At 69.0% G+C, this 13,415-nt stretch carries 10 protein-coding genes; 5 read left to right on the top strand and 5 right to left on the bottom strand.

The window, feature by feature from the left end; translation table 11 throughout:
• Positions 1-4: 4 nt before the first annotated feature.
• The 3 genes from DEO45_RS15635 to DEO45_RS15625 all read right to left on the bottom strand — a co-directional run bounded on the left by DEO45_RS15635 (position 5) and on the right by DEO45_RS15625 (position 3,431).
• Positions 5-541, bottom strand: coding sequence for a hypothetical protein (locus DEO45_RS15635; RefSeq protein WP_114345575.1), 537 nt, complete (start codon positions 539-541; stop codon positions 5-7).
• Positions 542-1,271: 730 nt separating this feature from the next.
• Positions 1,272-2,672 (bottom strand): aspartate aminotransferase family protein, encoded by a 1,401-nt coding sequence (locus tag DEO45_RS15630; RefSeq protein WP_114345573.1) that lies wholly within the window; start codon positions 2,670-2,672, stop codon positions 1,272-1,274.
• Between the two features lie 60 nt (positions 2,673-2,732).
• Positions 2,733-3,431, bottom strand: a complete 699-nt coding sequence (locus DEO45_RS15625; RefSeq protein WP_114345571.1) for an MtnX-like HAD-IB family phosphatase — start codon at positions 3,429-3,431, stop codon at positions 2,733-2,735.
• A gap of 175 nt (positions 3,432-3,606) precedes the next feature.
• Between DEO45_RS15625 and DEO45_RS15620 the strand changes: the two genes are divergently transcribed.
• From DEO45_RS15620 to DEO45_RS15600, 5 genes are all read left to right on the top strand, one after another.
• On the top strand, positions 3,607-4,380 hold the full coding sequence (locus DEO45_RS15620; protein WP_114345568.1) for a MipA/OmpV family protein: 774 nt from the start codon (positions 3,607-3,609) through the stop codon (positions 4,378-4,380).
• A 51-nt stretch (positions 4,381-4,431) separates the two neighbouring features.
• Positions 4,432-5,844: a TolC family protein gene (locus DEO45_RS15615; RefSeq protein ID WP_114345565.1), complete on the top strand. Its 1,413-nt coding sequence runs from the start codon at positions 4,432-4,434 to the stop codon at positions 5,842-5,844.
• Positions 5,841-6,890, top strand: a complete 1,050-nt coding sequence (locus DEO45_RS15610) for an efflux RND transporter periplasmic adaptor subunit (RefSeq protein WP_114345562.1) — start codon at positions 5,841-5,843, stop codon at positions 6,888-6,890. The genes DEO45_RS15615 and DEO45_RS15610 overlap by 4 nt, the downstream gene beginning before the upstream one ends.
• Positions 6,887-9,940, top strand: coding sequence for an efflux RND transporter permease subunit (locus DEO45_RS15605; RefSeq protein WP_114345560.1), 3,054 nt, complete (start codon positions 6,887-6,889; stop codon positions 9,938-9,940). The genes DEO45_RS15610 and DEO45_RS15605 overlap by 4 nt, the downstream gene beginning before the upstream one ends.
• 62 nt (positions 9,941-10,002) lie before the next feature.
• On the top strand, positions 10,003-11,034 hold the full coding sequence (locus DEO45_RS15600; RefSeq protein ID WP_114345558.1) for a YncE family protein: 1,032 nt from the start codon (positions 10,003-10,005) through the stop codon (positions 11,032-11,034).
• A gap of 148 nt (positions 11,035-11,182) precedes the next feature.
• Here the strand turns inward: DEO45_RS15600 and DEO45_RS15595 are convergent, their stop codons facing one another.
• Together DEO45_RS15595 and DEO45_RS15590 are read right to left on the bottom strand one after the other, a co-directional pair.
• On the bottom strand, positions 11,183-12,577 hold the full coding sequence (locus tag DEO45_RS15595; protein ID WP_114345556.1) for a sensor histidine kinase: 1,395 nt from the start codon (positions 12,575-12,577) through the stop codon (positions 11,183-11,185).
• Positions 12,574-13,239, bottom strand: a complete 666-nt coding sequence (locus DEO45_RS15590) for a response regulator (RefSeq protein WP_114345552.1) — start codon at positions 13,237-13,239, stop codon at positions 12,574-12,576. Before DEO45_RS15590 ends, DEO45_RS15595 begins: the two co-directional genes overlap by 4 nt.
• Between the last annotated feature and the right edge of the window lie 176 nt (positions 13,240-13,415).

Here is a 13,415-nt window from a genome sequence, read left to right as displayed (position 1 = left end):
GAGCTTACTTATCCTTAGCCGACATCATGCTGTCCAAGTACCAACCATGATGGAATTTGTTGAAGTCGTCCATCTGATGGCTGAGCACACCGAGTAAGCCACCCGTCCAAGTTCCAAAGGGATGGGTGCCGTCGGGTAGCGTCAATTTCTCCGGGAACGTCCGCATGATGTACATCGGGTTCTGCCCATCCAAGGCGGTGCCCAATTCCTGAAAGTCGGACCCACTCAGATCGTATCGTTCGCTGCCATGCCACTCGAACTTCACAGTCTTGAACTGCTTCGATTGCATGCTATGGGATAGCTGAATCACAACGCGAAACACATCGGCCATGCTGTTCGATGGGCCGATTCCCCTCATATCGAGCACCAGGACTTCCGGGTTGGTGTAGTAGTCGTAGTGCGCGTTCATGTCGACCCCGCTGTTGCGCGGGTCGTCGTGAATCACAGTGGCCAGCTTCGATCCGACAGAGACATAGTTAAAGGCAAAAACCAGCAAGACGACCACGACGAGAACCGCCAGCAGCGCCATGAGCTTTTTCATAAGACCCCCTGTCTTAGATGAAATGAAATTGCTGTGTTGGATTCTAACGGAACCCGGCGGCGTCGACCTCTCACAGATCGCTCGACGCCGCCGGGTCTACCCCGTAACGCGGACACTTCCAAGAATGCCGAAGACCGGGAGAAAATCGTGTCAAACAAGCCTCGACCGTCCGCTATCGGGGCAGTACGACTCAAGTTGCGATCGGCTGGAGTTGGCCGATAGAAGACGTTCCCATTGCCCGCCGCGTCCTGCTCTCGCAACCGCGTAGCGGTTGCGCACCGAGTGCGGGCCAGGATGGCCCGCTGCTTTACCCGGGCCCCTGTGCGGCGGTGAGTCGGGGTCGATAGGCCGCGCAGCGGGAGCCGACAGGGATGTCGGCTCCTTTTCGCCAGGGCAGGATGCCCTGTCGAAAAGCCCGGCCCCGGCTCACGGACTTGCCGGGCAGGATGCCCGGCAAGCGCCAAGCGGGGTGGCCTTTCTCTTTGGTTATCTTTCTCTTTGGCCACGCAAAGAGAAAGTAACTCGGCTGCCGAAGGCAGACGAAAGCTCTTGCTTTGAAACACCGGTGCGCAAGGAAAAGCATCGCGCGGGAGCGCGCTCCTACAAGGGATTCGTTGCCGGATGAAGTGCGATGCCTGCCTTCGCAGGCATGACGGGGGGAGGGAGAAAGTCGCGGGCATGAAAAAGGCCCGGCAGTCGCCTGCCGGGCCTTCCATCCACACTGCGCGTATCAGCCCTTCTTGGCCTTCGTCAGCAGCTGATCCAGCAGGCTCATTGCCAGATCGATCTCCTCGTGGGTGATGTCCAGCGAGGGCGCGAAGGTGATCACGTTCTTGTACCAGCCGCCCACGTCGAGCACGAGGCCGATCTTCTTGCCGTTGTGCTCCAGGTCGCCGGCGAGGCCGATGTCGACCATCTTGTCGAGCAGCGCCTTGTTGGGGGTGAAGCCGTCCTCGGTGCAGATCTCGGCGCGCAGTGCCAAGCCGAGGCCGTCGACGTCGCCGATTTCCTTGTGCTTCTTCTGCAGGGCGCGCAGGCCTTCGAGGAAGTGCGCGCCCTTCACCGGCACGGTCTTCTCGTAGTTCAGCTCGTAGCCCATCTTGATGACTTCGAGGCCGAGCGAGGTGCCCAGCGGGTTGGAGTTGAACGTGGAGTGGGTGGAGCCCGGCGGGAAGATGGTCGGGTTGATCAGCTCCTCGCGCGCCCACAGCCCGGACAGCGGGTTCAGGCCGTTGGTGAGCGCCTTGCCGAACACGATCACGTCCGGGGTCACGCCGAAGTGCTCGATCGACCACAGTTTGCCGGTGCGCCAGAAACCCATCTGGATTTCGTCGGACACCATCAGGATGCCGTACTTGTCGAGCACCTTCTTCAGGCCCTTGAAGAAATTCATCGGCGGCAACACGTAACCGCCGGTGCCCTGGATCGGCTCGACGTAGAACGCGGCGTATTCGCACTGGCCGGTCTTCGGGTCCCACACGCCGTTGTACTCGGTCTCGAACAGGCGCTCGAACTGGCGCACGCAGCTGTCGGAATACTCTTCCGGCGTCATGCCCTTCGGGCGACGGAACGGATACGGAAACGGCAGGAACATCGCGCGCTCGCCGAAGTGGCCGAAGCGGCGGCGGTAGCGGTAGCTCGAGGTGATCGACGAGGCGCCCAGTGTGCGGCCGTGGTAGCCGCCCTCGAAGGCGAACATCAGGCTCTTGCCGTTGCTGTAGTTGCGTACCAGCTTCAGCGAGTCCTCGATCGCCTGCGCGCCGCCGACGTTGAAGTGCACGCGGCCGTCGAGGCCGAACTTCTTCTTCGCGTCCAGTGCGACCGTCTTGGCCAGCTCGATGCGGGTCTGATGCAGGTACTGGCTGGCCACCTGCGGCAGCACGTCGATCTGGCGCTTCAGCGCGTCATTCAGGCGCTTGTTGCCGTAGCCGAAGTTGACCGCCGAGTACCACATCTGCAGGTCGAGGAACGGCGTGCCGGCGGTGTCGAACATGTAGCTGCCTTCGCCATGGCGGAAGATCTTCGGCGGATCGACGTAGTGCACGGTGTCGCCGAAGGAGCTGTATTTCGCCTCATCGGCGAGCAGTTGCGCGTCGTCGATGAAACCGACGGCGTTCTTGTCGATGTTCATGGTCTGGATCCGGGAATCGTTGCTGGGGATGCGGCGGGAAGTGGCTGGCGGCGCCGGTGGTCAGGCCGCCGCTGCCTCGTGGTAGCGCACGTGGTGGACCAGGCTGCCGTCGAGCAGGCGCGGCAGGTACTCCAGCGCGTCCTCGAAGCCGGTGATCGGCATGTAGGGGATGCCGGCGGCGCGGCAGTGCTCGATCAGGCGGTGCTTGGCGAACACGAAATCGACGCGGTCGGCTGCGCAGAAGTCGGAGGCGCCGTCGCCGATCAGCAGGGTCCTGGCGCCATCCTTGCGTGCGTCGGCCACGCAGGCGCATTTGCAGGTGCCGCTGCGGCAGCCGTCCGCCTGGAACGGCGAGGTGAGCTGCCACTGCTTCGGCGGGGTGGCCGGCGCCAGGTGGTTGGCGGCCAGCGGCAGCTCGTCCAGGCCGTAGCGGCCGAGGATCTGGTGGATCGCGTAGTCGAGGCCGTCACTGACGATGCGGATCGGCACGCCCAGCTCGCGCGCCTTGGCCACGAAGCCGGGGAAGGCGTGGTCGATCCACAGCTCGCGCAGGTGCTCGTCCAGCTCGGCGCGGGTCATCTGCAGCAGGTCGACCTGGCCGGCCATGCACTCGCGCGAGCCGATGCGGCCGGCACGCCAGTCCTGCTCCAGCACTTCCCAGCCGGGACGGCCGAAGCGGTCAAGCAGCGAGTCGATCACGTCCTCGACGGAAATGGTGCCGTCGAAATCGCACAGGATGGTCCAGCCGGAAGCAGACATCGGCAACAGCTCTGGTGATGATGCTGCACAGGTTAGGCAGGCTTTCTTTCGGCCTCCTTTCCCCCGCGCCCGCGCCGCGTGCCGCGGCCGAACCGCAGCTGAGCGGCGCGTGGGCGCGGACAACCGCCGGCGCTTCCGTCCGTTTAAGCTGCGACCTCCTCGGCCCGCCCATCCCATGCGCCCTTTCCGCCTGCCGCTGCTGCTTGCCTTGCTGTGCCTGTCGCTGGCGCCGTCGGCGCGCGCCGATGGCGGCGCCGCCACCGTGGCGATCGGCGCCGGCGTGCAGCGCATGCCCCGCTGGTCCGGCGCGCGCACGTACCGCAGCGACCCGATCCCGTTCGTGGACATCGAGCTGCCGCAGGACGGCTTCAGCCTGTCCACCCTGGACGGGCTGCAGCTCGACCTGGTCCGCGGCCGGCGGCTGCACGCCGGCCTCTACGGCAACTTCCAGTGGGGCCGCGACCATGACGACCTCGGCGTGCTGGGCGGCAAGGTGCCCGCGCTGAAGCCGCGCGCCACCGGTGGCGGCTACCTGGAGTGGGATTTCACCCCGCAGCTGAACCTCAGTGCCTTTCTCAGCCATGACCTCGGCGGCGCCGGCGTCTACACCGAATTGCAGGCCGAATGGGACCCGCCCATGCCCGCCCCGATGGAGCAGTCGCTGCAACTGCGCTGGCAGTCGATGAATGGAGCGGCGATGCGGCGCTTCTACGGCGTCACGCCCGTCGCCGCGCAGGCGCTGGGCGTCCCCGCGTGGGCGCCGGGCGCGGGCAGCCAGCAGCTGGCCCTGGCCTGGGATCTGTTCCTGCCCACCAGCCGGCACACCGGCCTGGCCGCCTCGCTGGAATACGCCCGCCTGCTCGGCGACGCCGCCGCCAGCCCGCTGGTGCGCCGCTTTGGCACGGCCAACCAGATGTCCTGCTCGCTGGCGTTCGTCTACCACCTCTAGGGATGTTCTGTGGCTCAGAAAGAACTAAGCGGCGGTCGTGAGAATCGTCGCATGCGTCTTTCCCGTCTCTTGCGATCCTGCGTCGAACCGTGCTGCCTGCGCCTGCCGGGCGTGGGCCTAGTGCTGGCACTGGCCGGCTGCGCCAGCTACGCGCCGCAGCCGCTCGGCACGGGGCAGGGCGCGGCGGAAGTGGGGCAGCTGGTCGCACCCACCGCGGCGATGCCGCTGCCGGCGCTGGCCACGCACCGCTTCGATCCGTCCGACGGTCTGGACGCCACCGAAGTGGCGATGCTGGCGGTGGCGAACAGCCCGGACCTGCGGGTCAAGCGCGGCGCGCTGGGCATCGCCCGTGCGCAGGCGTTCGCCGCCGGCCTGCTGCCCGACCCGCAGCTGACGTTCGGCGAGGATTTCCCGCGCCATGGCGGGCCCGGGCTGGGCAACGCATTCAACCTGGGTCTCAGCGAGGACGTGACTGCGCTGCTGACCCGCTCGTCGCGCCGGGCCGCGGCGCGTGCCCAGGCCGACCAGGTCAACCTCGACCTGCTGTGGGCGGAATGGCAGACGGTGGCGCAGGCGCGGCTGTTGTTCGACCAGGTGCTGAACCTGCGCGCGCAGCAGGCGCGGCTGACCAGCGAGCAGGCGGCGCTGGCACAGGTCACGCCCTACATCCAGGCCGCGCTGAACGCGGGCAACCTCAGCTACGACAGCGCCAGCGCCGGCCTCAACGCCGCCGCCGACGTGCGCCGGCAGCTGGCCGACAACGCGGTGGCGCTGCACCAGGCCGACAGCGACCTGCACGGGCTGCTGGGCCTGGCTGCCGGCGCGCCGCTCGACCTGGTGGGCCCGCCGTACCAGGCGGTGCCGACCCCCGCGCAGGTACGCCAGGCGCTGGACGACCTGCCGAAGCGGCGCCCGGACCTGCTGGCGCTGCAGGCCGGCTACGCCTCGCAGGAAGCGAAGCTGCGCGCGGCCGTGCTGGCGCAGTTCCCCGCGCTGACCATCGGCGTCAACACCGCGCGCGACACCAGCGCGGTCTACACCCATGGCTTCAGCATCGGCCTCACGCTGCCGCTGTTCGACCGCAACCGCGGCAACATCGCGATCGAGCGGGCGACCCGGCAGCAGCTGAAGGACGACTACGAGGCGCGCGTGCTGGCGACCCGCAACGACATGCAGCGGCTGCTCGCCGACCTCGCCACGCTGGAGCAGCGGCGCAGCGCGCTGGCCGCCCACGTGCAGCAGCTCGACGATGCCAGCCGCGCCGCCGAAACGAGCTGGCGGAGCGGCCTGCTGGACTGGCCGACCTGGCTGGCCATCCGCAGCAGCACGTTGAGCGCCGACCTCGAGCTGCTTGCCGTGCAGCAGGAGCAGGCGAAGCAGTCGATCGCGCTGGAGGCGCTGCTCGGCAACACCGCGCTGGGCGAGCCCGGCTCATCCGCACCCGCACAGGCTCCCACGCCATGAATCGATTCCTGTTGTTGCCATTGCTGTGCCTGCTGCTGGCCGCGTGCGGCCACGAGGCCGCCGATGAGGAGGCGACGGCGGCGGCCGGCCAGGTCCTGGTGACCACCGCGCGGCCGGTACAGCAGGCCTTCCACGACACGGTCGAGGCCTGGGGCAGTGCGGCGGGCGATCCGCAGCGCGCGCGCGCGATCAGCCTCGCCCACGGTGGCCAGGTGGTGGCGCTGAACGTGGCGGCGGGGCAGACCGTGCACCGCGGGCAACCGCTGCTGACGATCGCCCCCGATCCCGCCGCCCGCAGCGCCTACCTGCAGGCGCAGAGCGCGCTGGAGCTGGCCAGCGGCGAACTCAAGCGCACCGGGCAGCTGGCGGCGCAGCGGCTGGCCACGCAGTCGCAACTGGCTGCCGCGCGCAAGGCGCTGGCCGATGCGCAGATCGCGCTGGAGGCGCAGCGCGCGCTCGGCGGCGGCAGCATGCAGGAAACCGTGAGCGCGCCGGCCGACGGCGTGGTCGGCACGCTCAGCGTGGGGCTGGGCGAGCGCTTCGCTGCGAACGCGCCGCTGCTCGGCTTCATGCCGGCGCATGCGCTGGTGGCGCAGCTCGGCGTGCAGCCGGAGGACGGCGCGAAGCTGCGCGCCGGCATGCCGGTGCAACTGCGCAGCGTGTATGGCGACGCGGCCGCTTTCGCCGGCACCCTGCGCATGATCGGGCAGTCCGTCGACCCGCAGACCCACCTGCTGGGCGCGCGGGCCGAACTGCCCGCCGACGCCAGCGCGGCGCTGGTGGCTGGCGCCGCGCTCGAGGCGCGCATCCGCACCACCGATTTCACCGCCTGGGCAGTGCCGCGCGCTGCCGTGCTGCATGATGCCCGCGGCGACTACCTGTTCCTGGCCGAGCGGGGCCGCGCCAAGCGCATCGAGGTGAAGCTGCGCAGCCCGGACGGCGACACCGTCGGCGTGCAGGGTCCGCTCGACGCGCAGGCGAAGGTGATCGTGCTCGGCGCGTACGAGCTCAACGACGGCGACGCAGTGCGGGAGTCGGCCAAGTGAGTATTGCCGCATGGATGCAGCAGCATCGCCGCTCGCTGTTGTTCCTCGCCCTGATGCTGGCGATCGGCGGTCTCGCCAGCGCCTTGCTGATGCCGGTCTCGCTGTTTCCCAACGTGGCGTTCCCGCGCGTGCAGGTCACCCTGGATGCGGGCGACCGGCTGGCCGATCAGATGGCGGTCGAGGTGACCACGCCGGTGGAGGAGGCGATCCGCCGAGTGCGTGGCGTGCGCGACGTGCGCTCCACCACCAGCCGCGGCAGCGCCGATATCGCGGTGACGTTCGACTGGGGCGCGGACATGGCCGGCGCGCTGCAGGAGGTCAACGCGGCGGCCGGGCAGATCCTGCCGCAGCTGCCCGCCGGCACCCAGCTGTCCACCCGCCGCATGGACCCGACCACGTTCCCGGTGCTGGCCTACAGCCTGCGCTCGCACGTGCAGTCGCCCGGCGCCTTGCACGACCTGGCCGAGTACCAGCTGCGCCCGCTGCTGAGCGGTATCAGCGGCGTCGCCCAGGTGCAGGTCCAGGGCGGCGAGGTGGCCGAATTCCACGCCGATGTCGATCCCGGCAAGCTGCGCGCGCTGAACCTGAGCCTGAGCGACGTCGCCGGCGCGGTCAGCCATGCGGCGACGATCCAGGCGATGGGTCGCGTGTCCGACCATTACAAGCTGTACCTGCTGCTGGCGAACAACCAGCCCACCACCGTCGCGGCGCTGCGCGCCATCGTGGTCCGCGCCGGTCCCGCCGGCACGGTGCGTCTCGGCGACGTGGCAGCGGTCAGCCTCGACCACGTGCCGCAGTGGATCCGGGTCAATGCGGACGGCCAGAACGCCGTGCTGTTGCAGGTCTATCAGCAGCCCGACGGCAACAGCGTGCAGATCGCCAGCGAAGTGAGGCAGCGCCTGGCCGATTACGCGCCGCAGATGCCGGCCGGCGTGCAGCTCGCCAACTGGTACGACCAGACCCAGCTGGTGACCGGCGCCGCCGCGAGCGTGCGCGACGCGATCCTGATCGGCATCGTGCTGGCTGGGCTGGTGCTGTTCGTGTTCCTGCGCAATACGCGGGTGATCCTGGTCGCGCTGATCGTGGTGCCGGCGGTGCTGGCGATCACCGTGCTGCTGCTGTCCGTGCTCGGCATGAGCTTCAACATGATGACGCTGGGCGGCATGGCGGCCGCGGTCGGCCTGATCATCGACGACGTGATCGTGATGCTCGAACACATCATGCGCCGGCTCAACCAGGGCGAGGGCGAGGTGCACGAACGCATCGCCGGCGCGGCGTGGGAGTTCACCCGCCCGCTGACCGGTTCCAGCGCCGCCACCGTGGTGATCTTCCTGCCGCTGGCGTTCCTCTCCGGCGTCACCGGCGCGTTCTTCAAGGCGCTGTCGCTGACCATGGCCAGCGCGCTGGTCATTTCCTATCTGCTGACCTGGGTCGCGGTGCCGCTGCTGGCCGAGCGCTTCCTGGACCGGCGCCACCTGGCCGAGCATCCGCAGGGGCGCTTCACCCGGTGGATGATGCGGGGCTACCGGAACCTGCTGCAGCGCTGGCTGAAACGGCCGCTGCTGATCCTGCTGCTGGTGCTGCCGCTGGTGCTGGTCGGCGGGCTGGCCTATACCCGCGTCGGCACCGGCTTCATGCCGCAGATGGACGAGGGCGGCTTCATCCTCGACTACCTGTCCAAGCCCGGCACCTCGCTGGAGGAAACCGACCGCCTGCTGCGCCAGGTCGAGACGATCATCCGCGCCAACCCGAATGTCGACACCTACTCGCGACGCACCGGCCTGCAGCTGGGCGGCGGCCTCACCGAAGCGAACCAGGGCGACTTCTTCGTTCGCCTGAAAAACGGCTCGCGCCCGCCGACCGAGGAGGTGATGACGCAGGTGCGCACCGAAGTCGAGAAGAAGGTGCCGGGGCTGGACATCGAGCTGTCGCAGCTGATGGAGGATCTGATCGGTGATCTGGTCGCGGTGCCGCAGCCGATCGAGATCCAGTTGTACAGCGACGATCCGGTGGAGCTGAATGCCGCCGCTGGCAAGGTCGCCGACGCGATCGGCAAGGTCGCCGGCGTGGTCGACGTGCGCAACGGCATCAATCCGGCCGGCGACGCGCTGACCGTGCAGGTCGATCCGGCCAAGGCCGCGCTGGAAGGGCTCGATCCGGCCAGCGTGACCGATCAGGTGGCCGCGGCGATCGACGGCACGGTGGCGGCGCAGTTGCCGGAAGGCAGCAAGGTGGTCGGCGTGCGCGTGCGCCTGCCGGAAAGCTCGCACCAGCGGCTGGAGCAGGTCGCCGCGCTGCCGATCCGCGCCGGCGACGGCCACCTGCTGCCGCTGTCGCGGGTGGCGACACTGCTGCAGGTGCAGGGCCAGCCGCAGATCACCCGCGACAACCTGAAGCGCATGGTGGCGGTGACCGGGCGCATCAGCGGGCGCAGCCTCGGTTCCACCATCGTCGACGTCAAGAAGGTGCTGGCCCAGCCGGGCCTGCTGCCGAAGGGCATGTTCGTCCAGCTCGGCGGCCTGTACCAGCAGCAGCAGCAGGCGTTCCGCGGGCTGACCATCGTGATGCTGGCGGCGATCGCGCTGGTCTTCACGCTGCTGCTGTTCCTGTACGAGAGTTTCCGCGTGGCGATCACCATCCTGGCGATGCCGCTGCTGGCGATACCCGCGGTATTCGCCGCGCTGTGGCTGACCGGCATCGAGCTGAACATCTCGGCGATGATGGGCATGACGATGATCGTCGGCATCGTCACCGAGGTGGCGATCTTCTATTTCTCCGAGCTGGAGCAGGCCGCGGCCGAAGCGCCGCTGCACGAGGCCCTGCATGCGGCCGGACAGCACCGCACGCGGCCGATCCTGATGTCCACGCTGGCCGCGATGCTCACCCTGCTGCCGCTGGCGCTGGCCATCGGCCAGGGCTCGCAGATGCAGCAGCCGCTGGCGGTGGCGATCATCGCCGGCCTGCTGGTGCAGGTGCCGCTGGTGCTGCTGGTGATGCCGGTGCTGTATGCGCTGCTGCGCCGGCGCGACGTGCAAAAAGCGGCCGGCTAAGGCTCGCGTAAGCGATCGCGCACAAGCTGGACTGACATCTCCTTCCGCCAAGGGTGACCACCATGCCACGACCGATCCGCAAACTGCTGCCCGCCGCGCTGCTGGTGCTGGCGTTTATCCCGCCGGCGCTCGCGGCCGCCACCCCGCCGGCGCCCCGCCTGCTTTCGCGCCTGGCGCTGGGCGGCCCGGGCGGCTGGGACTACCTGGCTTTCGATGCGCCCAGCCGCCACCTGTTCGTCAGCCGCGGCGACCGCGTGCTGGTGGTCGACGTGGACAGCGGCAAGCAGATCGGCACGATCCCCGATACCGCAGGCGTGCATGGCATTGCCATCGCCGACGACCTGCATCGCGGCTTCATCAGCGACGGCAGGAGCGCGTCGGTGACCGTGTTCGACCTCGCCTCGCTGAAGACCCTGGCGACGATTACAGGCACCGGCCAGAACCCCGACGCCATCCTGTACGACAGCGCCTCGCACCACGTGCTGACCTTCAACGGCCGCAGCGCCAGCGCCAGCGTGATCGACCCGGCGAAGAATGCGGTGATCGGCAGCATCGCGCTGCCCGGCAAGCCGGAGTTCGCGGTGGCCGACGGCGCCGGCCACGTCTACGTGAACATCGAGGACAAGTCCGAACTGGTGCAGCTCGACTCGGCCACGGACAAGGTGCTGCACACCTGGCCGCTGGCGCCGTGCGAATCGCCCAGCGGGCTGGCCCTCGACAACCCGCATCACCGGTTGTTCGCGGTGTGCGACAACCGCACGATGGCGGTGCTCGACGCGGTGGACGGCCACCCTGTGGCCAAGGTGCCGATCGGCGACGGTCCGGATGCGGTGGTGTTCGACGCGGCCGAGGCAACGATCTACAGCAGCAATGGCGAGAGCGGCACGCTTACCGCGGTGCACGAGGACGACCCGGACCACTACCGCGTGACGGTGACCATTCCCACCCAGGCCAGCGCGCGCACGCTGGCACTCGACCCGAAGCTGCACCGGCTGTACCTGTCCGCGGCACGCCTGGGTACGGCCAGGCAGGCCAACGGCCGGCCGACGATTGAGCCGGACAGCTTCGTCGTCCTCACCGTCGGGCGGCCCTGAGGACCCTCGAACAGCCTTGCATCCAGCTCGTCATCCCAGCGGAAGCTGGGATCCAGCGCTCAGGCTGGTGAGATGCAAGGCGCTGGATTCCAGCTTCCGCTGGAATGACGTGTCGTGGGGAGTTCTTCGAGGCTCCTTTGGGCGGATATCAATGCGGCGGCGGGATCACCACGCGCACGCGCAGGCCGCTGCCGTACGGCGAGTCGAGCAGCTCGATGGTGGCGTCGTGCAGCCCGGCCGCGCGCTGTACGATCGACAGGCCCAGGCCGTAGCCGTCGCCGCGGCTGCCGGCCTCGCGATGGAAGCGCGCGAACACGTCGGCACGGTGTTCGGCGGGAATGCCGGGGCCGTCGTCGGTGACGTCGATCAGCGCGCCCTGTGCGGTACGGTCGAGCGACAGCTGCACCCGCCCGCCGGCCGGGGCGTGGCGCAGGGCGTTTTCCAGCAGATTGCGCAGCAGCGCAGTGAGCGCGGCCTCGTAGCCCTGCACCGCAACCTGCGGCATCAGTCGAGCGAAGCTCAGTTCCGCACCGCTCTCGGCGATCACCGGCGCCAGCTCCTCGATGACGTCCATCGCCACGGCGACCAGGTCGACCCGGCCGCGCTGGCCCGAGGCGGCACCCGCTTCCAGCCGGGCCAGCGCCAGCAGCTGCTCGATCCGCCGCGCCAGCGCGGCAAGGCCGTGCTGGGCGCTGCCCAGCGTGAGGTTCAGTTCGGCCGGGTCGGTGCTGGTCATCGCGCTTTCGAGGTTGATCATGGCGGAGGCGAGCGGCGTGCGCAGCTCGTGCGCCACGTCGGCGCTGAAGCGGCGCTCGCGCTCCAGCGCGTCTTCCAGCCGGGTGAGCTGTTCGTTCAACGCCGCCAGCACCGGCTGCAATTCCTGCGGTGCGTCGCGCAGCAGCACCGGCTCGCGGCTGCCCGGCTGCCGCGACGACAGCGCGCGGGTCAGCGCCTCCAGCGGGCGCAGGCCGCGGCGTATCGCCCAGCCCACCAGCAGGGCCAGCAGCGGCAGGCCGACCAGCAGCGGCAGGCTGTGCTCCAGCCACACCGCGTGCATGATCTCGTCGCGGCTGTCATAGCGCTCGCCGGTGCGGATCACCACGCGGTTCGCCGTGTCGTGCAGGGTGAACACGCGCCAGCGGTACGGCCCCAGCCGCACGTCCTGGAAATCCGCGTCGCTGGCCTGCGGCGGCGGCATGCCGGCGAGGTTGGCGGTGGCCAGCGCCATGCGGCCGGTGTGGTCGAACACCTGGAAGCCGACCTCGGACTCGTAGGTGTAGCGTTGCCGCGGCGGACTGCCGACGAGGCGAGCCTCGATCGGCACCAGCAGGCGGTCGGCATCGCGGCGCTGCAGGGCGTCCAGGTCGGCATGCCCGATCAGCACCTGCAGCGTGCGCGCCGACTGCGCCAGCCGGCCGTCGGACAGCTCGCCCACTTCGCGGACGGTGCGCTTGAAGCTGAGCACGCCCAGCGGCAGCAGCACCGCGGCGAGCACCACGATGACCAGCCAGCGCAGCCGGCCGTGCAGGCTCGCCGCCCTCACTTCGGCTCCCGCGCGATCATGTAGCCGAAGCCGCGCACGGTCTGGATGGTGTCGAAGCTCAGCTTGCGGCGCAGCGTGTGCACCAGCACCTCCAGCGCGCTGGAGCCGACCATGTTGTCCAGACCGTACAGGGAATTCTCCAGGTTCTCGCGGCGCACCAGCCGGCCGGCGCGTTCCATCAGGATCTGCAGCAGGGCGAATTCGCGCTTGGTCAACTCGACCCGCTGGCCGCGGAAAACCACCTCGGAGGTGCCCAGGTCCAGGCTCAGCGCGCCGGCCTCGATGCGGTTGGCGGCCAGTCCCTGCGTGCGGCGGGTCAGCGAGCGGATGCGCGCGGCCAGTTCCTCCAGGTGGAACGGCTTGGTCAGGTAGTCGTCGGCGCCGGCGTCGAGGCCGCTCACGCGGGCTTCCAGGCCGTCGCGCGCGGTCATCACCAGCACCGGCGTCTTGACGTGCAGGCGGCGCGCCTCGACCAGCACGTCCAGGCCGTCCTTGCCGGGCAGGCCGAGGTCGAGCAGCACCAGGTCGGCGGTCTCGTCGCGCAGCGCGAGCAGCGCCTCGCGGCCGTCGCGCAGCCAGCTGACCGTATAGGCGAGGCGTTCCAGCGCGCGCTGGATCGCGGCGCCGAGCTGGAGATCGTCCTCGACCAGGATGATATGCACGAACAGGCTCCTTCGGCCGCAGGGTCACACAGTAGCGCGACTGGCTGGAAGATTATCCGGCGATCCGCTTACGAACTGCTTAAACATCAGCGATGCGGGCGCGACTTGTTTGCCGGGCGCTCGGCCCGGACGATAGAATCGGGCGAAGCGGCGTGGAGTCATTCGGGCGGTCGCAA

The organism is Rhodanobacter denitrificans (genome assembly GCF_003335105.1).
Lineage (GTDB): Bacteria > Pseudomonadota > Gammaproteobacteria > Xanthomonadales > Rhodanobacteraceae > Rhodanobacter > Rhodanobacter denitrificans_A.
Note: the sequence above shows the minus strand (reverse complement) of the source record. Positions and strands in the feature narration are given on the sequence as shown.